This is a genomic window from Micromonospora parathelypteridis (assembly GCF_014201145.1).
Classification (GTDB): domain Bacteria; phylum Actinomycetota; class Actinomycetes; order Mycobacteriales; family Micromonosporaceae; genus Micromonospora; species Micromonospora parathelypteridis.
Genome location: NZ_JACHDP010000001.1, coordinates 3430217 through 3449084, shown reverse-complemented (window position 1 = coordinate 3449084; position 18868 = coordinate 3430217). Strand labels below are relative to the sequence as shown.

Genomic DNA, 18868 nt, shown 5'->3' with positions numbered 1-18868 from the left:
CGAACCCATCCACCAACCAACGCTCACGGTCCACGAAAGGACACCATGAACATCCGCAAGAGCCTCGCCGTCGTCGGCGCCGCGCTCGCCATGACCACCTCCATTCTCACCGTCGCCTCGCCAGCGCAGGCGGCGGCCCGGGACGGGGTCTGCGACAGCGGTGAGTTCTGCTACTACTACAACAGCGGCAACGCGGGATCGATCTCGGACTTCACCGGTTCGCTCGACGACTACGGCACCGAGCAGCCCTCGTGCTACGACTTCAAGGGCACTGGCGCCGGCAAGGGCCTGTGCATCAAGAACGAGGCCGCCTCGGTCTGGAACCGCAGCACCAAGACCGTGCGCGTCTACTTCAACAGCGGCTACGCCGGTTCTTACCAGGACTTCGCGGCCGGCGCGAAGGGCAACCTCAACGCCACGCTGAAGAACAACAACGCCTCGCACCAGTTCTCGCCGTCGACGCGCACGAACATGTCGTACGCCCTGTACCAGGCCAGCGGCGGCTCGGTCACGTGCGGCTTCGACGGTTACACCACCACGCCCGGCCGGCACGAGGGCATCGACATCGCCCGCAGCGTCGGCTCGGACGTGCGCGCCCTGGTCTCCGGAACGGTCATCTACGTCGCGTCGGGCAGCACCGGCAGCGGCGGCCTGTCCACGATCTCCGTCTACAACTCCTCGCTCAACAAGTCGGTGATCTACCTGCACAGCGCGCCGAGGGTGAGCGTGGGCGACGCCATCAGCAAGGGCGAGGTCATCGCCGATGAGTCGTGGCACGGGGTGTCCTCCAGCTCGGGCGCGCACACCCACGTCGAGGTCCGGAACGGCCGGCAGACCCACGCGTCCGTGAGCGTCGGTGACCCCACCCTGGACAACCCCGACCCGACCTCGTTCTGGAACTCCCAGGGCTACAACGAGAAGTAGGACGTCATGAATCTTCGCAAGGGCCTCGCCGTCGTCGGCGCCGTCCTCGCCATGGCCACCTCCATCCTGACCGTCGCCTCGCCAGCGCAGGCGGCGGCCCGGGACGGGGTCTGCGACAGCGGCGAGTTCTGCTACTACTACAACAGCGGCAACGCGGGATCGGTCTCCGACTTCACCGACTCCCAGGACGACTACGGCACGACCCAGCCGTCGTGCTACGAGTTCAAGGGCGCGGGCAGCGGCAAGGGCCTGTGCGTGAAGAACAACGCCGCATCGGTGTGGAACCGCACCTCCAAGACCGTGCGGGTCTACTTCAACAGCAACTTCGCCGGTGCGACCCAGGACTTCGCCGCCGGGGCGAAGGGCAACCTCAACTCCACGCTGAAGAACAACAACGCCTCGCACGAGCTGCTGACGGGTGGAGTGACGGGCTGCAGCACCGACGGCACCAACAGCAAGCTGCCGAGCACCATCCTCGTCTACCGGGTCAGTCTCGGGCGAGTCGACCGGGTCGACTTCAAGACGTACGTCAAGAACGTCCTCCCGAACGAATGGATTACGAGTTGGCCGGCCGCTTCGCTGGACGCCGGTGCGATGGCCGTCAAGAGTTACGCCTGGTACTGGGCGCTGCACTCGACCCGGAAGACGCCCTCCGGGCAGTGCTACGACGTCGCTGACAACACCAACGACCAGGTGTACCGGCCGTCGTCCGCGGTTGCCTCGACGTCAGCCGCGGTGGACCGCACCTGGTCGACCCGGATGACCCGGAGCGGCAACATCCTGCGGGCGCACTACTGCGCCACCACGACCGCGTGCGGTGGCTGGGTGGACGGGAACTGGATGTCGCAGTACGGCTCGCGTGATCAAGCGAACGCGGGCAAGAACTACCAGGCGATCCTGCGCTACTACTACAGCGACGTGGTCATCTCCTGACGTCGCGCAACACCCGCGCCGCCCGCCGCAGATCCGCGGCGGGCGGCGCGTTCCTATGTCTCGAGATCCGTGGCGATCATCGAGAAGACGGCCAGGTCATGCGCCTTCTCGCCGTCCCAATTGGCCAACCGCAGTGTGCCCTCCCGCTGGTATCCGGCCTTTTCGGCGACCCGCAGGGAAGGGACGTTGTCAGCGCGGGCGTGCAACTGGATGCGCCGCATCCCGCCGTCGGTGAGCGCCCATCGGCCGACCGCGCGGGCCGCCTCGGTCGCATAGCCTCGACCGCGTTGACTGGTCCGCACCCCGTAGCCGATCTCGCTGCGTCCGGACTTCCAGTCGGTGTCCCGCAACCCGATGCTGCCGACGATCTCGCCGCTGGCCCTCGCCACGAGCGCCAGGAGCACACCCACGCCTTCCAGCCGTCGGCGCACCGTATCGGCCAGCCACGCGTCCACCTCGGCTACTGCCTGAGGGGCGCCCGGTGGCAGCGCCGTCAGATCCGTGGTCGTCACGAATGCCGCCACCTGTGGGGCGTCCTGCGCCCCGAACTCGCGGATCTCTAATCCGGCGACGGTGAGATTCACTGGACCGAACATGGTGGGGAGCGTAGAGCCTCGCCCGAGTCGTCGCGCAGAATTATCTGCGCTGGTGGCACTCCTTACTACCAGGCCATGTTGATCGCACGTTCGAAGTTGACATAGCCAGCGCGGGCGAAGGCGTTTGCCATGGGGACGTTGCCCAGGTCGGTGGCGGCGCGGATGCGTGGGACGTCCTCGGCGGCCAGGATGCGGGTGCCTTCAGCGAGGAGGCCGTCGACATAGCCGTGGCCCCGGTGCTCCGGGACGACGCCAAGATAGGCGATCACCGGGTGGTAGGCGTTGCGCGCCGGGACGACGAACCCGACCGGCTCGCCGTCCTCGCCCAAGGTGCCGATGCGCCACCACTGACGAGGGCTGGAGTACGTGGCGAATTCCTGCTCGTAGTGCTTGACGGCGGCCTCGTGGGGGGACATCAGTGCCAGGTCCGTACGGCTGTGCGCGTCCAGGGTCCCGTCCAGGGTGCGGGTCATCAGCGCGACCAACTCGTCGGTGTCGAGGGCCGGGCGGAAGGCCAGGCGCTGGTCGGGCGCGGGCAGGCCGGCCCCGGGACGCCATTCCAGGCGCAACCGTTCGACCGTCAGGTGTGCGCCGGTGTTTTCGAGGACGCCCATCCTCCGTCGCACCGCCCGGTACGTGTCCGGGTCCTCGCGCCAGTCCGCCGGGAGGAAGCGACCGTACTCGGGTGGGGTGGTGCCGGACGGCAGGACCTGCTTCGCGGCCGTCTCATACAGCGCCTGCGCCACCTCGGTCAGGTCCTCGGCGCCGTCTTCGATGTCGAGGATGTCCAGCAGCAGCGGGGTGCTGTCGCCGCTGCGGCCCCACCAGGCGACCCTGGCCAGCACGCGGTCGCCGTGCAGGGCCACCCACATCCATTCCGGTCGGCGGCGCTGAGCGGCAAGGTCGTCGGCGAGTTCATGGTTGATCGTATATGGCAGGCGGTTGAACAGGGCGATCTCGTCCCCGCCTGTGATGGGACGGATCGTGACGCCCTCGGGGTAGCTGCTGCTGTTCATGCGGGCTCGTCTTCTTTCGTGGTGCGGCCATAGGTCAGGAAGATCGCGCCACTGTCCAGGACGGTGTGGTCGATCAGGCGCCAGTTACGCGGTGCGAAGACGGCGTCGCGCCCGAACAGCGGGATGCCGGCGCCGATGGTCATCGGTGCGAGCTTGACGATCAACTGATCGATCTCGGGGTAGAGGGCGCCAGCCAGGGTGCCGCCGCCGATCACCCAGATGTCCCTACCGTCGTGCCGCTTGAGCTCACGCACCGTGGCGATCGGGTCCGTGGACATGACCTCGACGGCTGGGTCCGGGCTTCGACCCAGCGTGCGCGAGAACACCAGGTGGCGCAGGTGCGGGTAGGCGTCGGTCACGCCGGCCTGCAGACCCACCTCGTAGGAGTTGCGCCCTTCCAGCACGGTGTCGAACCGGCTGCCCTCGTCGGTGATGCCGAATGCCTGCCTGGCCGGCCCGGGCAGGGTCTCCGGATACTCGGCGACGAGGTGGTGCAGGTAGTCGTCCGGGATGGGCCAGAACCCGTCAGGACCGGTGGGGTCAGCGCCGTCGGGAGCGGCGATGAAGCCGTCCAGGGTGACGGCGATGTAATACACGAGCTTGCGCACGGAGATCTCCTTGCTTGCGGCGGCGGTTGCTGTTTCTCGCTCCGACGCCCATCAGCGTGCGCGGAGACGCGCGGGTCGACAAGATCACGACTGGTAACGTGCCATAACCCTTCGCTAATGCACGGATCGGAACAGTGGTGGAGCTTCGGGACATCGAAATCTTTCTCGTCCTGGCAGAGGAGCTGCATTTCACCCGCACCGCGGAGCGGCTGCACGTGACCCCGGCCCGGGTCAGTCAGGCGATCAAGAAGCAGGAACGTCGGGTCGGCGCCGCCCTGTTCGAGCGCAACAGCCGGAACGTGACGCTGACGCCGATCGGTCAACAGCTCTTCGACGACATCGAGCCCATGTACCGAGGCATGCACGAGGGCATGGATCGGGCCAGGCTCGCGGCCCGCGGCAAGACCGGCGTGCTGCGGATCGGGTCCATCGCCGTCAATCTGCACGACTTCCGCCCGTTGTTCGACACGTTCGCGCACGATCACCCCACGTGCGAGGTGCAGCTACGACACGTCGACTTCGGCGATCCCTTCGCGCAACTGCGGGCCGGCGAGATCGACATGCAGATCGTCTGGCTCCCCGTTCGGGAGCCGGACCTCACCGTCGGGCCGGTCATCTACACCGAGCCCATCGTGCTGGCAGTCGGGGCGACCCATCCACTGGCCAACCGTGATTCCGTCTCCTACGAGGATCTGGCGGACGAGACGGTCATGGGTGGGGCCCGGCCGGACTACTGGCGGGAAATCCTGGTGCCCCTCCGCACGCCCAGCGGACGTCTGATCCGCATCGGCCCGTCCGTCTCCAACTTCCAGGAGATGATCCCGATCCTCGCCACGGGCGAAGCCGTCTCGCCTGTGCACGCCCAGGCCGCCCGCTACTACGCGCGACCAGACATCGCCTATGTGCCGATCCGCGACGCCCCGCCGGGCCGGTGGGGCCTGATCTGGCGTACCGGCCACGAGACGGAACTCATCCGCTCGTTCGCCGACACCGCGCAGCACCTCGGCTTCGTCGAATAGCGCGCAGGGAAGGCCTGAGCCCGAGCCGAGCACGCAACACCACTACGGCCGCAGACCCGGTTGGTGAGCACTGCCGCATGGTACGAATGGTACGAATCCCTCAACGCGAGCAGAAGGCCACGGGGCGGACGAGCCGATGACGACGAGCAGGGCGGGCAGGCTGCTGCGGAAGCCCGGGGATCCGCAGCGCGCCACCTTCCTGGAGCTCTTCTTCGACCTGGCGTTCGTCTACGTGCTCACCCAACTCTCGCAGGTGCTCAGCCAGGACCTCACCTGGCGCGGCGCCTTCCACACGCTGGTGTTGCTGCTGGCGGTGTGGTGGGTCTGGTGCAGCACGGCGACGGTGCCGGACCGGTTCGATCCGCAGCGGCCGACGATTCAGCTGCTGGTCATCGCGACTCTGGTCGGCAGTCTGGTGATGGCTGTCGCGCTACCAGCGGTGTTCGGCGCGCAGGGCCTGGTCTTCGCGGGCACGTACGTCGCCGTTCAGGTCGGTCGCAGCATCGGCCTTCTGATCGCCCTGCGCGGACACGAGTTGCAGCGCGGCGCCCTACGGGTGGTCATCTGGTTCTGCGTATCTGCCGTGCCGTGGATCGCGGGGGCACTGGTGCACGGCACCGCCCGGGAGGCACTGTGGGCGCTTGCGGTGGCGATCGACTATCTGGCGGGGAAACTCCGCTACCTGACACCGGGCCTGGGCCGCTCGCCGCCCTCGGAGTTGCCGAGCGCGGCCGAACACCTGGCGGAGCGCCACCGACAGTTCTTCATCATCGCGCTGGGCGAGTTGATCCTGGTCTCCGCGTCGACCCTCGGCGGCAGCGGCTTCGCGCCCGACCGGACTGCGGCGTTCCTGGTGTCGATCGCCACCACGGTGCTGCTCTGGCGCATCTACATCTACCGTGCCGGAGAGTTGTCGGCATCGGCCATCGCAGGATCCCGGGATCCGGCCGGCCTCGGCCTCTCGGCGTTCTACGCCCACCTGGTCATGGTGGCCGGCGTCGTCGTCGCGGCGGTCGGCGCCGAACTCGTCATCGCCCACCCGTTCGGGCATCCTGAACCGGCCTGGATCGCGGTCATCCTCGGCGGTCCCGCGCTGTTTCTGGCCGGGCGTTCCCGCTTCGAGTACGCGGTCTTCAGCCGGGTGTCCATTGATCGGCCGATCGGGCTGCTCGCGTTGGCCGCCCTGACGCCGTTGATGCTTCTCGTACCGCCGCTCGTGGCCGCCCTCGCCGCCACCGCGGTCCTGGCCGGGGTCGCCATCTCGGACGCCGCCCGCGCGCGAGGGCGCCCGCCCGAGCCGCCGTCGCCACCCGGCTGACCCGCCGGCGTACCGGTGCGCCCTGAAGATCGACGCCAGCGCAGACCCCTGCGCCGTCAGCGTCGCAGCTGTTTCTCGAACCAGTGGTGGGCGTAGTGCTCGGTGTTGTACGGCTCGATCTCCTCATAACCCGCCGCGCGGTACATCGCGATCGCCTCGGTGAGGTTGCGGTTGGTGTCCAGCCGCACGGCGGTCACGCCACGCTCGGCTGCGTGCCGTTCCAGCTCACCGAGCAGCCGCCGCCCGATGCCGAGCCCGCGTACGGTGTCGGCCACCCAGACTCGTTTGATCTCGGCGGGTGCGTCGCGGTGGAGTTTGACGGCGCCGCAGCCGACCGGTTCGGTGTTGAGGGTGGCGAGCAGGAACACGCCGGCCGGCGGGACGAGTGCCTCGTCGTGGACCGGGTTGCTCAGTGCGGGGTCGAACCCGTCGTCGAATCGTCGTGCGATGTCCCGGGCGTAGGCCCGCAGGCATGCTCGGGCCCGTGGGTCGCTCGGCGGGCACGGCTCGATGACGACCATCGACCCGATGAGGAGCCGTTCGACCTCGGCCATGGCGGCGACGAGTCGTTCACGGCGGTGCTCGGTGAGCGGTTCGAGGATCGAGGTGGCGAGGTCGTCGGACCGCTGGTCGAGCTGGGCCCACTGGATGCGACCGGTGTCGGTGAGCACCGCGGTGCGGACCCGGCCGTCGCCGCCGGCCTGACCGGCCGGTCCCACGGTGACCAGCCCGTCGTTCTCCAGGATGCGCAGGAGCCGGCTCAGATATCCGGAGTCCAGGCCGAGCCGGGCCCGCAGCGCCGCGACCTCGGCGCCGGCGGGGCCGATCTCCCAGAGCAGACGTGCCTGCCCCAGGGGGCGCCCCTGAGCCATGTACTCGTCGTCGAGCGCACCCACCCGCTGGGTGACCGTCCGGTTGAACCTTCGCACGGCGGCGATGAGCGCGGAGTCCATAAGCCTGACTTTAGTCAGTTAGGTCGAGGGCGGCGGTAGGCGAGGATGCCGGCGTGGTCCAGGACGGCCACCACGAACACCACCCCGGTGGCGACCGCGCTGACCGCCAGCAGCGGCAGTCGCAGGACGGCCGCCGCGACGGCCAGCAGCAGCAGGGCGACCACCCGTGGCCAGGAGAGGCGTTGGTGGATCGCCAACGAGAGGAGGATCCGCCCGACGAGGAACAGCATCGGACCGCCCAGGACGACCACCACGGCGGTCGTGTCGCCGGCCCTGGTGGGGTGCGCGATGCTCAACTCCGCGCCGACGGCGGTGACCACCAACCCGGCGATCATCACCAGGTGCAGGTACCCGGTGATGACGCCGAGCCGGGAGGGGTCGGCGTGCTCGATGGCCGTGCCCAGCCGAAGTCCGGCGGGCGTGACATAGAGCAGACCGATCAGCACCGAGGTGGCGAAGACCAGCAGGAAGGCGGCGGTCTCCGCGAGGTCGAGGCGGGTGCCGCCGTACGTCAGGCCGGCGACCAGGACCAGTTCGCCGAGGGCAATGATCATGATTTGCTGGTACCGCTCGGCGAAGTGCTCGCCGGTGAGGTGCAGCTCCTGCCGAGGCGTTCGGCCCATCCGTGGAGTAGGCCAGCCGAGTCGTGGACCGGTGAAGTCGATGGCGAGGCCGAGCAGCCAGAGCGGCACCCGCCACTCCGGCAGGAACCCGCCGGCCAGCCACGGCACGGCGGAGACGCTGAACCAGCAGAGGATCCGCAGCGCCCGGGTCTGCCGCGGGTGACCGCGCAGCGTGAAGGCGGTGACCGCGCCCCGGACGATGTGGACCGCGACGTACGCGCCAGCGAAGAGCAGGCCCCGCCCGTCCAGCGCCTGCGGGACCGCGACCCCGGCCAGCAGGCTGCCCAGCGTGGCGACGATCAGCACCGCTCGGATGGTCGGGGTTTCCGGATCGAACCAGTCGGCGAACCAGGTGGTGGGCACCCAGATCCACCAGACAGCCGCCAGCAGCAGGGCGGTACGCAGCGCGCCGGCCAGGGTGAGGTCGTGGAGCAGGTGCCCGGCCAACTGACTGAGGGCGAGCACGAACGCCAGGTCGAAGAAGAGCTCCAGGAACGAGGCACTGAGCGGCGCGTCGCTTCCCCGCAGCAGCCGTTCGGGCCTGCTCGCCATCGGCGCTCCTCCCGGTGGCACGCACGCCCTGCGTCCGTCGTACCACCCGGGGAGGGCCGCTGGAGGCGAAAACGGGTCAGCGGCGGACGCCGACCCCCGCGTACCCGTGCGAATCCACGGCCTCCGGCTCGCCGTCCGGCCGCCACCGGGTGGTGGCGACCAGTCCGGGCTCCACCAGGTCGTAACCGGTGAAGAAGCGCGACGCCTCGGCGTGCGTACGGGGCACCAGCGGGGCGCTGCTGTTGCGGTAGACGGCCTGGCCGCGCTCGGCCAACTCCGGCGGGATGCCGTCCAACGTCAGGTGGGACAGCACCAGGTGACTGCCGGGCACCGTGGCGTCGCGCAGCTGCGCGAGCGCCGCCCACGGGTCGTCGTCGTCCGGCACGAAGTGCAGCACCGCGAGGAGCAGCACCGCCACCGGGCGGTCCAGGTCGAGGGTGGCCCGCACGTCCGGGTGCGCCAGCAACTCGTCCGGCCGTCGCAGGTCGCCCTGGACGACCGCGGTGCCGGGCACGCCGGTCAGCAACTGCCGGGCGTACGTGACGGCCACCTGGTCGTAGTCGACGTAGACCACCCGTGCGTCCGGCGCCACGGCCCGCACCACCTCGTGCACGGCGTCCTGGGTGGGCAGCCCGGCGCCGATGTCCAGGAACTGGCGGACGCCCTGCTCGGCGGCGTACCGGACGGCTCGACGCAGGAAGTGCCGGTTGGTCTGGGCGGCGACCCCGGTCTCCGGGAAGATCTCCAGCACCCGGTCGGCGGCGGCCCGGTCGGCGGGGAAGTTGTGGCTGCCGCCGAGGAAGTAGTCGTACATCCGGGCGACGTTGGGTTTGCTGGTGGCGTCGGGTGCCGGCTGTTCGGTCATGAGGGATCCCTTCGACGGCGAGGGTGGATCTCGATGTCTAGCACCCGCGGCGACGACCCGCTGGCCCCTCGTGTCGTTGATCCGGCTGCGCCCTTGGTCATCGCTGACCACGGTGGGGGCACCGACTCAACGAGGAGGGACGCCGATGACCACTCAGCGGGAGACCGTGCAGGTCGACCACGACCTGTTCCGCGCCGTGTACGACTCGCCCGCATCACTGCCCGGCCGACACCGCTGGACCACCCCGGAGTCGGACGTCCGGCGGCTGGAGAAGCTCCTCGGCATGCCGGCGCGCAGCATCGGCGCCCCACTCTGGGTCAGCGGCGACGAACCCGACTGCCCGAAGTGCGGCCGACGGGTCACCTGGTTCGACATCGTCTCGTCGGCGCTCTCCGGCCTGCACGACAAGGCCATGATCGCCACGGTCATCCTCGGCGAGCGCAAGTACGTCAACACCGAGATCCCGGATGCCATCGCGGGCGTGCGCTGCGCCGACTGCCGCACGGCGATCGACGGCCTGCGTAGCTTCAAGTGCCACAACTGGGCGTACGCCTTCGAGGCGCTGGAGGCCGTCCGCGAACGGATGGCCGGCGGCCCCGCGCCGACCTCGGCGGACTGAGCGGTCGTGTGCCTACCTGAGCAGACGAAGGTCGTGACGCCTACCCGACCTTCGTCGGCTGTGCTGCCCTCTGCCGCGTTCCTAGGGTGTCACCAAGGTGAACGGGGTATGAACATGAAGTGAGGTGACGCATGGCCGACAACGGCAGCACGGACGTTCCGGAGATCAGTGCCGAGTGGTACCGCGACGTCGTCGACGCCGCCGCCAGCAGCCCAGAGCCGGTGCAGTGGTTCGTCGGACACGCCACCGAGGGGGTGATCCTGCTACTCGGTGCGCTGCTGCTGTTGGCCGCGCTGAGCCGCCGGTCCGGCGGTCCGCACGACCGGGCACTCGCCCTGGTCGCGCCGGTGCCAGCCCTCCTGGCGTACGCGGGCAGCGAATGGTTCAAGACGGTGGTGGACGAGGAACGCCCCTGCCGGACGGTCGGCCGGGCGATCATCGCGGGCGCCTGCCCACCACCGGGCGACTGGTCGTTCCCCAGTAACCACGCCACCGTGGCCGGCGCGCTGGCGGTGACCACGCTGCTGCTGTCGCGCCGACTCGGCCTGGTCGCGCTGCCACTGGCCGCACTCGGCGCCTTCTCCCGGGTGTTCGTGGGCGTGCACTACCCGCACGACGTCATCGTGGGCGTGCTGTTCGGTGCGCTGGTCGCCGTGGTGGCAACCCCGCTCCTGGCCCGCCCGGCCGCCGAGGCGCTACGCCGTCGAACCACCCGCGCCGACCGCGCGGTCCCCAAACTGGCAAGCCGCTCCCGCCCCTGACCCCGGCGGCGGTCGTCGTCCTCAACCGGCCAGCAGGATCGCGCTCACCGCGCCGAGCAGCAGGAACGGGCCGAACGGCAGGTGCGTGCTCCAGCGGGCCCGACGCACGGCCAGCAGGCCCACACTCACCAGGGCGGACAGCCCGAAAGCAACCAGCAGGCCGAGGACCAGCACCGGCCAGCCGTACCAGCCGAGCAGCGCTCCCGCGCTGAGCGCCAGCTTGGCGTCACCCAGCCCGAACCCGCGGTGGCCGAGCAGCAACGTGCTGCTGGCGAAGAAGAGCGCCAGCCCAGCGCCACCGATGGCGGCTCGTAGCCAGTGCCCCGGCTCGGCATCGAGCGCGGCCACGCCGAGCAGAAGCCAGGTCCCGGCCGCCGCTGGCAGGGTGAGCCGGTCCGGCAACCGGTGCACGGCCAGGTCGACGAAGACCGCCGGGATCGTCCAGCCGAGCCACCAGGCCAGCGCCGGCAGCGCCCCGCCCGACGGGACGGCCAGCGCCAGCAGCAGCACCGCGGCGAGCCCGGCCAACTCGACAGTTCCCGGCGGTGGACCGACCCGTGCCCGGCAGCGCCCGCACCTGGCCGCCGGACCGAGCGCCGGCCAGGGCCGGGTCAGGCCGACCGGCGCGCCGCAGGCGTCGCAGCCGGTCCGGCTCGGCGCGCCCGAGGGTACGGAGTAGCGCAGCGCAGCCATCCGCATCAGCGGGATGACCGTGAGGATCGCGCACACGGTCGAGAGCCGAGCGCGAGCCACCGCCTGGACGAGCGCCGCCGAACGTTCGCGACGTTCAGAGGGCTCTGGCTGGTGGGCGGGTTGCGTCGTGCCACCGGACGGCGGGGGTGCCGGGCTCCGATCGGGTGGGTTTTCCCGACCGGGGACGGCCGCAGGGGGGCCGGTCAGCGCCATGTCGCCTCCATCGCGCCCCGGTGCTCCGCCACGAGGGCGAACACGGATTGTGACGGAAGGCTTGCAGAGGTGTAGCGGATGGCGCAGAAAGCGACCTGCCCACCCGGCCGCCGGAGGACGCTCCCGGTCGGATCCGGGCCGGGCACCCCGTCGGGCGGGACAGCTCGTCGATCGGTCGACAACCCCGCGCGGATGCCGGGATGAGGCCACGTTGTCCCACTCCCGGGACCAGCATCGAGCCCCAGGGGACCCCATCCGGCCCGGCGACGCCCGATCATTGACGACCCCTCGCTCGGCCATTGCGCGGGACGCAGCGCGGACACCCGCCACCACCACCTGTCATCACGGAGAGTGTTCACTTGAATTGCCTCTGTTGCATCGGCGAGCGTCAGCCTATGCTCGCCCCTTGGGTGTGACGCAAGCCTCACCTTCACAACCGGACGACACAGGACCTTGCATTTGTAGAAGATCCGTAACGGTGAATGCAGAAGCGCAATGAACGGCTCCGGATGTGCTGATCCGGGCGCGCTTCCGCATGCCCGGCGGTGGTGATCCGTCACCGCGTCGGGCGACCACGAGGAGGCTCGACGGTGCGCGGACGGCAGCTCAGACGAGCGGCAATCTGCCTGCTGGCGGTCGTGGCGGCAGTGCCGGTCACCGCCTGCGCCAGCGGGCGGGAGGCCGTTGAACGGCCAACGGCAGCCCATGACGATGGACAACGGGCAGATCCCGACGTCGAACGGCGAGCTGCCGAAAAGGCGGCACTTGACGCGTACTCCGGTTATCTCGCCGCCTCGCGGACGGCGAGTGGGCGCAGTGATCCGCGCGCGCCGGAACTGTCCCGATTCCTCGCTGATCCACTTCTCACGCGGGTTCGATTGTCCATTCGGAAGGCTAAGGAGCACGGCGCTATGCGTACCGGGACGTTGAAGTCCGACCCGACCGTGACCGCCGTCAGCCTGGACGCGAAGCCGGCCACCGTCGAGATTCAGGACTGCCTGGACACGACCGGCTACCAGCTGGTCTACGCCAAGGACAAGCGCGTGGTCCCGGGCAGCAAGGGCAGCAGACACCTCTCCACCGCCACCGCGACCCGATATCCCGACGGCCGCTGGCTGATCAACTCCGGCACGGCGCATCGGGACCAGCCGTGCTGACCTGGAGAGCAAGCGGCACTCCGGCCCACACCCCCCGGGCCACGGCGTCTCGGCGGGCACTCGTCGGGATCGGCCTCGCACTCCTGCTGGTGGTCAGCGCGACCCTGCCGGCTGCCGCTGCCCTGCGCGCCGGCCCGGGCGCCGGCTGCCCACCCGACCAGCCCGACTGCAGCGTCTGGGACGACGAACCCGGCAACCCGGGGGATCCGGGCGGCGGCGGAGACAACGGCGGTGGGGACTCCGGCGGCGGCGGGGGCGGCGGCGGCTGCCAGTGGAACGGGCGGACCATCCCCTGCTACGACGAGCACAAGGGCTGGTTCAACAGCAACGACGGCTGCTACTACAAGCTGGCCGAGCCGCAGGCCGAGGCACCCGAGGGTCAGCAGTGGTACGTGCAGACCTGCAACGGCGGCGACGACATCGGCAATGAAGTCCCGGTGCTGCTGGACGAGCCGCCGCCCGGCTTTGGCGCGCCGCCCGACCCGGAGGAGTTGGCCCGTCGTGCTTTCGCGTCGATAACGCTGCTACCGGCGCCCCTGGCGGTCGCACCCCGTAAAAGGATCGGCCCTGGCCTGGTCGGCCTGCCGGTGTGGATGTGGTCCGAGCAGAACGCCGCCTACTTCGGCCCGATATATGCCGACGAGACCGACCGGGACGTGACCGTCGAAATCACGGCGGAGGTCAAGCGGATCGTCTGGGACATGGGCAACGGAGAGTACGTCACCTGCTACAACGCCGGCACCGAGTATGAAGCGACGGGCGAACGCGCCGGCGGGACCTCCCCGAACTGCGGCTACGACGACGGCTACCAGAAGGCCGGCACCTACGACGTCACCGCCACCACGTACTGGACGGTGACCTGGCGCGGAGGTGGCGAGACCGGAGAGATCCCCGGGGTGACCCGGGACAGCGGCATCGTGCAGATCCAGATCAACGAACTCCAGGTGGTTACCCGATGAGCCTCGCGACACGCAACGGGACCGGGTCGGTTGACGCACCGGTCAGCCCGCCCAAGGTGGTCCGCCAGCGCCGGGTCCGCCCAGGATTGCTCGGTCTCGCCGTACTCCTGATCGCCCTCGGTGGGCTGGGCGCGGCGTTCGCGGTCACCTCGGTCCGCGCCACCGGCAGTTATCTCGCGGTGGCCCGGCAGGTGGAGGTGGGCCGGGAGATCAGCGCCGCCGACCTGGTCACCGTGCAGGTCGCCGGCGGCCAAGGGCTGCGCCCGGTGCCCGCCAGCCGGCTCGACGAGGTGGTCGGCAAACGGGCCGCGGTGGCACTCGTCCCGGGCACCCTGCTCACCCTGGGGCAGATCACCGACAACCCGCTGCTCGGCCCGGGCCAGCAGCAGATCGCGCTCGGCCTGAAGACCGCCCAGGTGCCCGCTCGCCAACTGCACCCCGGGGACAAGGTCCTGCTGGTGAGCACCCCGGACCGCAGCAACACCGCAGAGGTGGACGCCGCCGGCACCAGATTCTCGGCCGTCGTGATCGACATGGTCAGCCCGGCCAACGACGACAAGGTGCTCTACCTGGCGCTCACCACACGGGACGTGCCCGCGGTGGTGGCGCTCGCCGCGCAGGGGCGTATCGCCGTCGTGCTGACCGAGGCGGCCTGAGCATGGCGATCATCGCGCTGGTGTCCGCGAAGGGTTCGCCCGGCGTCACGACCTCGGCGCTGGCCTGCGCGCTGGCCTGGCATCGACGACTGGTACTCGCCGAATGCGACCCGGCTGGCGGTTCGATCCTCGCCGGCTACCTCGGCGGCCAGTTGGACGGCCCGCGCGGGATCGGCGAGTTGGCCGTCGGGGAGCTGCGCGACGGCAACCTGGAGACCGCGTTCTGGTCGCAGCTGGTCGACCTGGACGCACCCCGCCGGGAACGACTGTTGCTGCCCGGGCTCGTCGACCCGGCCCAGGGCGGCAGCGTCACGCCGCTCTGGCAGCGGTTCGCCGACTACTTCAACGCCCTGGACCGCGGCACCCCCGGCTACGACGTGCTGGTCGACTGCGGCCGGCTGCACGTGACCGGGCCACCGTGGCCGCTGCTGCGAGCCGCCTCCGTGGTGCTGCTGGTGACCCGGGCGCAGTTGCCGGACCTCTCCGGCACCCGGGCGGTGGTCACCGCGATCGAACGGGACTTCGCCGAGCACCGGGTGCCGCCGGGCACACTGCGGCTGCTGCTGGTCGGGGGCGGGCACGGGCGAGCCGAGATCAGTCGCGCCCTGAAACTGCCGGTGATCGCACGGCTGCCGCACGACCCGCGTACCGCCGGGGTGCTCGCCCTGGGCGGGACGGTCCGCACCGGACGGCCGCTGATGCGCGCGGCCGCCGCCCTGGAGGTGCCGATCGGGGCGCTGCTGGAGCGGCGGCAGGCCCGGCTGGCGTGGCCCGTGCAGCAGGGGGTGCCGGATGCGGTTTGAGCCGGTCTCCGCCGACCCGCGCCAACAGCCCCCGGGTGTCACCTCGACCGCGCCCCCACTGACCGCGCCGAACGGCCGGCACCACTCCGTGCCGATGCCACACCCGACGCCCGCGGCCACACCGCCGCCGGAGTCATCGCCCCGGCCCCGGATGGACTTCCAGGTGGTTCGGGAGCTACGCCGGGAACTCACCGAACGGCTCACCCTGTGGCAGCGCGGCCGGGAGTTCACCGTCGACGAAGAGGACACCGAACGGGCCCGGCTGGCCGTCACGGTGGTCGCCGAGTACGCGGACGCGGTCCGCCGTGCCGGCACCCCGATGGCGGCCGGCGAGGAACGCCTGCTGCTCGACCAGGTGACCGCCGAGTTGGTCGGGCTCGGCCGACTGCAGACGCTGCTGGTCGACGACACCATCGAGGAGGTGCACATCCTCGGCTGCGACCAGGTACGCATCACCCGGCACGGCGGTGGGGTGGACTGGGCCGAGCCGATCGCCGACAGCGACGCGGAGCTGGTGGAGATCCTTCAGGCGGCAGCCCGCCGGGCTGGCGCGACCGAGCGGTCCCTGTCCACCGTGAAGCCCACGCTCGACCTGCAACTGCCCGACGGCAGCCGGCTGGCCGCGGTGTTCCTGGTCAGCCACCGCCCGTACGCGGTGATCCGCAAGCACAACACCCTGGACGTGAGCCTCGACGACGTCGCGGGCACCCGGGCCGACCTGGACGAGATGATCGACCCGCTGCTGCGCGACTTCCTCCGCGCGGCGATGCGCGCCGGGCTGAACATCATGGTCGCCGGGCTGGCCGGCGCCGGAAAGACCACGATCATCCGGGCGCTGATGAACGAGATCCCGCCCGACGAGCCGTACGTGCTGCTGGAGGAGAGCCGGGAGCTGCTGCCGGCCCGCCGCCGCGAGCGGCACCGGGCGGTGATGAGCTTCGAGGCCCGGGAGGGGCACGGCGAACGCGGCTTCGACGGCCGCCCAGCCGGCGAGGTGACCATCGCCGACCTGATCCCCCTGTCGCTACGGATGGGCGTACTGCGGATCATCGTGGGCGAGGTGCGGTCCCGGGAGATCGTGCCGATGCTCCAGGCGATGACCACCAGCCGGGGTTCGATGTGCACCATCCACGCCCGCACGGCTGCCGGGGTGGGTGAACGGATTGTCGAGCTGGCGTTGGCGCACGGCCGAGAGATGACCGTCGACCAGGCCCGCCGCATGGCCGGCAACGCCCTCGACCTGATCGTCTACGTCACCGTCGAGGACGAGACCGCCATCGGTGGGCGTAAACACCGGTTCGTGTCGCATGTGGAGGAGGTGATCGGCGCTGGCGAGGCCGGTCGCATCACCACCACCACGGTCTTCGGGCCCGGCCCCGACGGTCGTGCGGTCCCCCGTCACCTGCCGGAGCGGGTCCGCGACCAGTTGATGAGGGTGGGTTACGACGCGCGGCTGCTGACCCGGTGGATCGAGGCCGGCACGGGCGCCTGGCGGCGGCCTCGGCAGACCCGACTGGCCCGGCGGTGACCTGATGCTGGGCAGCCTGGAGTTGATCGCGGTGGTCTCCGGAGCCGCCTGTGTGGCCGGGCTGCTGTTGGCCCTGGTCGCGCTGATCGGCACCCGACGCCCACCTGGTCCGCGCCCAGGTGCCGGGCCGGGCCTCGGTCGACTCTGGCGAGGGCCTGGCGCCACCCCGGCGGAGCAGCGGGCCTACCAGGCGCTGCTGATCGCCGCGCTGGTTGCTGGCGCGCTTGCCTTCCTGCTGACGGGGCTGCCGGTGGTCGGCCTGCTGGTGGCGGTGGCGGTGCCCGGCACCCCGTGGCTGTTCGGGGTGGGCAAGGCCGAGCAGAAGGCGATCGCTCGGATCGAGGCGGTGGGCGAGTGGACCCGCCGACTCAAGGACGTCTCCGGCACCGGCCAGGGCCTCCAACAGTCGATCATCGGCACGATCGGCAGCGTGCCACCCGGCGTCGAGGACGAGGTACGGCTGCTCGCCGCCCGCCTGCAGGCCGGCTGGACGGCCCGCTCCGCGCTGCTGGCGTTCGCCGACGAGATCGCCGACCCGGTCTGCGACCAGGTGGTCGCGGCGCTGATCCTGCACCTCTCGGACCGGGGTGAACGGCTGGGTGACGTGCTCGGCTCGATCGCCGGCGCGGCGTCCGCGGAGGTGGCCACCCGTCGGGAGATCGAGGCCAAACGCACGCAACCCCGGTTCGCGGTCCGCTTCCTCACTGGAATGACCCTGGCAACCCTGGCGTACGGGCTGCTCAACACCGAGTACATCAAGCCGTACGGCACTCCGGTCGGTCAGGTGGTGATGGCCGCCCTCGGCGCCGCCTTCATCGGCCTGCTGGCCTGGGTGCGGTCGATGAGCCAGCCGCAGCGGCCGGCCCGGTTCCTGCCCGCGCCCGACCCTTCCGAGGTGATCGCGTGAGCGCGAGGAGTGCAGCGCAGCGGAGCCCCGCAGTCGCGAACGAAAGGCGGCTCCCGTGATCGTGAACTGGTCGTTGGCGATCGCGGTCTGTGGTGGTGCCGGGATCGGGTTGGGCGTGTTCCTGGTGATCCGGGAGATGGTGCCGGCGACGCCGGCGCTCGGGCCGGCGCTGCGCCGACTGCACGAGCCACCGGGTATCGGCGGTCGGGTCGCCGCTCCCGCCTCCCGCCGACTGGACTGGCTGACCGGGTTGTCGCGCTGGCTGCGTCCGCCGCACCGGCAGCTCGCCCTGATCGGTCAGACCCCCGAGCAGTACACGCTGTCGGTGCTGCTCTCCGCGCTGATTGGGCTGGCCATGCCGACCCTGCTCGGGGTGGCGCTGCTGGTGCTCGGCATCTCGTTCCCGCTCGTCATACCGGTGCTCGGCAGCCTGGGCCTGGCACTGATGGGCGGGTTGTTGGCGCACCGGGCCGTGCTGACCAAGGCCAACGCCGCCCGGGACGAGTTCCGTCAGGCCGTCTGCACCTACCTCGACCTGGTGGCGTTGCAGCTCTCCGCCGCGCACGGACCGGTGCAGTCACTTGAGCGTGCTGCGGCGGTCTGCGACGGCTGGGTGTTCGACCGGCTCCAGGAGTCGCTGCGGATCGCCCAGATGCAGATGCACGCGCCCTGGGACGAGCTGCGCGACCTCGCCGACAAGATCGGCATTCCGGAGTTGGGCGACGTGGGCGCGATCATGCGCTCCTCCGGCAGCGAGGGTGCGCAGGTTCACGAGACCCTGCGCAGCAGGGCCGACTCGCTACGCGACCAGATCCGCACCGACAACCTCGCCCGCGCCGAGGGAGTCACCAGCCGTCTCGACATTCCGGGCGCACTGCTCGTCTTCGTGCTGCTCGGCTTCGTCGTCTATCCGTTCATCGCCCGCATCTGACCCAATCTCCTGAAGGAGCACGCCATGTCCATCCTCAGCTATCTGCACGTCGTGCTGACGACGCGCCTGGTCGAGCTGCGCCGTGACGGCGAGCGCGGTGACAGCCCGGTCCCCACCGCGGTGATCATCTTCGGGCTGGTCTTCGTGGCGACGGTCGTCACCGGCCTGGCCCTCAACCGGGCCAACAACTGGATGACCAACATCCCGACCTTCACGAACCCGGGTCCGTAGTAG

20 protein-coding genes and 1 pseudogene are annotated in these 18868 nt (G+C 70.4%); 14 read left to right on the top strand and 7 right to left on the bottom strand.

Annotation, left to right across the window (positions count from 1 at the left end; genetic code table 11):
- The first annotated feature begins 45 nt into the window (after positions 1 to 45).
- Both HNR20_RS15510 and HNR20_RS15505 read left to right on the top strand, forming a co-directional pair.
- On the top strand, positions 46 to 924 hold the full coding sequence (locus tag HNR20_RS15510; protein WP_184180517.1) for a peptidoglycan DD-metalloendopeptidase family protein: 879 nt from the start codon (positions 46 to 48) through the stop codon (positions 922 to 924).
- 6 nt (positions 925 to 930) lie between these two features.
- Complete coding sequence (locus HNR20_RS15505; RefSeq protein ID WP_184180515.1) at positions 931 to 1857, top strand: SpoIID/LytB domain-containing protein; 927 nt, start codon at positions 931 to 933, stop codon at positions 1855 to 1857.
- 53 nt (positions 1858 to 1910) lie between these two features.
- Here HNR20_RS15505 and HNR20_RS15500 read toward each other — a convergent pair whose 3' ends face one another.
- The 3 genes from HNR20_RS15500 to HNR20_RS15490 form a co-directional block, all read right to left on the bottom strand.
- Positions 1911 to 2453: a GNAT family N-acetyltransferase gene (locus tag HNR20_RS15500; protein WP_184180513.1), complete on the bottom strand. Its 543-nt coding sequence runs from the start codon at positions 2451 to 2453 to the stop codon at positions 1911 to 1913.
- Positions 2454 to 2518: 65 nt separating this feature from the next.
- Entirely contained in the window at positions 2519 to 3469 is a 951-nt protein-coding gene (locus HNR20_RS15495) for a GNAT family N-acetyltransferase (RefSeq protein ID WP_184180511.1), read from the bottom strand.
- Positions 3466 to 4077 carry a dihydrofolate reductase family protein gene (locus HNR20_RS15490; RefSeq protein ID WP_184180509.1) on the bottom strand — a complete coding sequence of 204 codons (612 nt, stop codon included), beginning with the start codon at positions 4075 to 4077 and terminating at the stop codon, positions 3466 to 3468. The genes HNR20_RS15495 and HNR20_RS15490 overlap by 4 nt, the downstream gene beginning before the upstream one ends.
- Positions 4078 to 4211: 134 nt before the next feature.
- Between HNR20_RS15490 and HNR20_RS15485 the strand changes: the two genes are divergently transcribed.
- On the top strand, positions 4212 to 5096 hold the full coding sequence (locus HNR20_RS15485) for a LysR family transcriptional regulator (RefSeq protein ID WP_229687021.1): 885 nt from the start codon (positions 4212 to 4214) through the stop codon (positions 5094 to 5096).
- A 136-nt stretch (positions 5097 to 5232) separates the two neighbouring features.
- Positions 5233 to 6414: a low temperature requirement protein A gene (locus HNR20_RS15480; protein WP_184180506.1), complete on the top strand. Its 1182-nt coding sequence runs from the start codon at positions 5233 to 5235 to the stop codon at positions 6412 to 6414.
- 56 nt (positions 6415 to 6470) lie between these two features.
- Here the strand turns inward: HNR20_RS15480 and HNR20_RS15475 are convergent, their stop codons facing one another.
- From HNR20_RS15475 to HNR20_RS15465, 3 genes are all read right to left on the bottom strand, one after another.
- Positions 6471 to 7367, bottom strand: coding sequence for a bifunctional helix-turn-helix transcriptional regulator/GNAT family N-acetyltransferase (locus HNR20_RS15475; RefSeq protein WP_184180504.1), 897 nt, complete (start codon positions 7365 to 7367; stop codon positions 6471 to 6473).
- 14 nt (positions 7368 to 7381) lie between these two features.
- On the bottom strand, positions 7382 to 8542 hold the full coding sequence (locus tag HNR20_RS15470) for a low temperature requirement protein A (RefSeq protein ID WP_184180502.1): 1161 nt from the start codon (positions 8540 to 8542) through the stop codon (positions 7382 to 7384).
- 76 nt (positions 8543 to 8618) lie between these two features.
- Positions 8619 to 9407 carry an SAM-dependent methyltransferase gene (locus HNR20_RS15465; protein WP_184180500.1) on the bottom strand — a complete coding sequence of 263 codons (789 nt, stop codon included), beginning with the start codon at positions 9405 to 9407 and terminating at the stop codon, positions 8619 to 8621.
- 145 nt (positions 9408 to 9552) lie between these two features.
- Between HNR20_RS15465 and HNR20_RS15460 the strand changes: the two genes are divergently transcribed.
- The gene (locus HNR20_RS15460) at positions 9553 to 10026 is read left to right on the top strand and encodes a DUF8243 domain-containing protein (RefSeq protein ID WP_184180499.1); all 474 of its coding nucleotides are present in this window, start codon (positions 9553 to 9555) and stop codon (positions 10024 to 10026) included.
- A 131-nt stretch (positions 10027 to 10157) separates the two neighbouring features.
- The gene (locus tag HNR20_RS15455; RefSeq protein WP_184180497.1) at positions 10158 to 10787 is read left to right on the top strand and encodes a phosphatase PAP2 family protein; all 630 of its coding nucleotides are present in this window, start codon (positions 10158 to 10160) and stop codon (positions 10785 to 10787) included.
- A gap of 21 nt (positions 10788 to 10808) precedes the next feature.
- Here the strand turns inward: HNR20_RS15455 and HNR20_RS15450 are convergent, their stop codons facing one another.
- The gene (locus HNR20_RS15450) at positions 10809 to 11486 is read right to left on the bottom strand and encodes a prepilin peptidase (protein WP_184188493.1); all 678 of its coding nucleotides are present in this window, start codon (positions 11484 to 11486) and stop codon (positions 10809 to 10811) included.
- 797 nt (positions 11487 to 12283) lie between these two features.
- On the opposite strand from HNR20_RS15450, the gene HNR20_RS15445 reads away from it, so the two are divergent.
- The 8 genes and pseudogenes from HNR20_RS15445 (at position 12284) to HNR20_RS15410 (ending at position 18865) form a co-directional block, all read left to right on the top strand.
- Positions 12284 to 12850, top strand: coding sequence for a hypothetical protein (locus tag HNR20_RS15445; RefSeq protein WP_184180495.1), 567 nt, complete (start codon positions 12284 to 12286; stop codon positions 12848 to 12850).
- Entirely contained in the window at positions 12844 to 13809 is a 966-nt protein-coding gene (locus HNR20_RS15440) for a hypothetical protein (RefSeq protein ID WP_373290971.1), read from the top strand. The genes HNR20_RS15445 and HNR20_RS15440 overlap by 7 nt, the downstream gene beginning before the upstream one ends.
- Positions 13806 to 14465 carry an SAF domain-containing protein gene (locus HNR20_RS15435; protein ID WP_184180493.1) on the top strand — a complete coding sequence of 220 codons (660 nt, stop codon included), beginning with the start codon at positions 13806 to 13808 and terminating at the stop codon, positions 14463 to 14465. Before HNR20_RS15440 ends, HNR20_RS15435 begins: the two co-directional genes overlap by 4 nt.
- A gap of 2 nt (positions 14466 to 14467) precedes the next feature.
- Positions 14468 to 15268 carry a CpaE/TadZ family protein gene (locus tag HNR20_RS15430; protein ID WP_184180491.1) on the top strand — a complete coding sequence of 267 codons (801 nt, stop codon included), beginning with the start codon at positions 14468 to 14470 and terminating at the stop codon, positions 15266 to 15268.
- Complete coding sequence (locus tag HNR20_RS15425) at positions 15258 to 16796, top strand: TadA family conjugal transfer-associated ATPase (protein WP_184180489.1); 1539 nt, start codon at positions 15258 to 15260, stop codon at positions 16794 to 16796. The genes HNR20_RS15430 and HNR20_RS15425 overlap by 11 nt, the downstream gene beginning before the upstream one ends.
- Positions 16757 to 17703: pseudogene (locus HNR20_RS15420) on the top strand (type II secretion system F family protein). Before HNR20_RS15425 ends, HNR20_RS15420 begins: the two are co-directional and overlap by 40 nt.
- Before the next feature lie 58 nt (positions 17704 to 17761).
- Positions 17762 to 18634, top strand: coding sequence for a type II secretion system F family protein (locus HNR20_RS15415; RefSeq protein WP_184188491.1), 873 nt, complete (start codon positions 17762 to 17764; stop codon positions 18632 to 18634).
- A gap of 24 nt (positions 18635 to 18658) precedes the next feature.
- On the top strand, positions 18659 to 18865 hold the full coding sequence (locus HNR20_RS15410) for a hypothetical protein (protein WP_184180486.1): 207 nt from the start codon (positions 18659 to 18661) through the stop codon (positions 18863 to 18865).
- Positions 18866 to 18868 lie beyond the last annotated feature (3 nt).

Bases quoted from the DNA above. Each gene is read 5' to 3' on its own strand.
- HNR20_RS15510 (WP_184180517.1), top strand. From the start codon at position 46: ATGAACATCCGCAAGAGCCTCGCCGTCGTCGGCGCCGCGCTCGCCATG.
- HNR20_RS15505 (WP_184180515.1), top strand. From the start codon at position 931: ATGAATCTTCGCAAGGGCCTCGCCGTCGTCGGCGCCGTCCTCGCCATG.
- HNR20_RS15500 (WP_184180513.1), bottom strand. From the start codon at position 2,453: ATGTTCGGTCCAGTGAATCTCACCGTCGCCGGATTAGAGATCCGCGAG.
- HNR20_RS15495 (WP_184180511.1), bottom strand. From the start codon at position 3,469: ATGAACAGCAGCAGCTACCCCGAGGGCGTCACGATCCGTCCCATCACA.
- HNR20_RS15480 (WP_184180506.1), top strand. From the start codon at position 5,233: ATGACGACGAGCAGGGCGGGCAGGCTGCTGCGGAAGCCCGGGGATCCG.
- HNR20_RS15475 (WP_184180504.1), bottom strand. From the start codon at position 7,367: ATGGACTCCGCGCTCATCGCCGCCGTGCGAAGGTTCAACCGGACGGTC.
- HNR20_RS15470 (WP_184180502.1), bottom strand. From the start codon at position 8,542: ATGGCGAGCAGGCCCGAACGGCTGCTGCGGGGAAGCGACGCGCCGCTC.
- HNR20_RS15465 (WP_184180500.1), bottom strand. From the start codon at position 9,407: ATGACCGAACAGCCGGCACCCGACGCCACCAGCAAACCCAACGTCGCC.
- HNR20_RS15460 (WP_184180499.1), top strand. From the start codon at position 9,553: ATGACCACTCAGCGGGAGACCGTGCAGGTCGACCACGACCTGTTCCGC.
- HNR20_RS15455 (WP_184180497.1), top strand. From the start codon at position 10,158: ATGGCCGACAACGGCAGCACGGACGTTCCGGAGATCAGTGCCGAGTGG.
- HNR20_RS15450 (WP_184188493.1), bottom strand. From the start codon at position 11,486: ATGCGGATGGCTGCGCTGCGCTACTCCGTACCCTCGGGCGCGCCGAGC.
- HNR20_RS15435 (WP_184180493.1), top strand. From the start codon at position 13,806: ATGAGCCTCGCGACACGCAACGGGACCGGGTCGGTTGACGCACCGGTC.
- HNR20_RS15430 (WP_184180491.1), top strand. From the start codon at position 14,468: ATGGCGATCATCGCGCTGGTGTCCGCGAAGGGTTCGCCCGGCGTCACG.
- HNR20_RS15425 (WP_184180489.1), top strand. From the start codon at position 15,258: ATGCGGTTTGAGCCGGTCTCCGCCGACCCGCGCCAACAGCCCCCGGGT.
- HNR20_RS15410 (WP_184180486.1), top strand. From the start codon at position 18,659: ATGTCCATCCTCAGCTATCTGCACGTCGTGCTGACGACGCGCCTGGTC.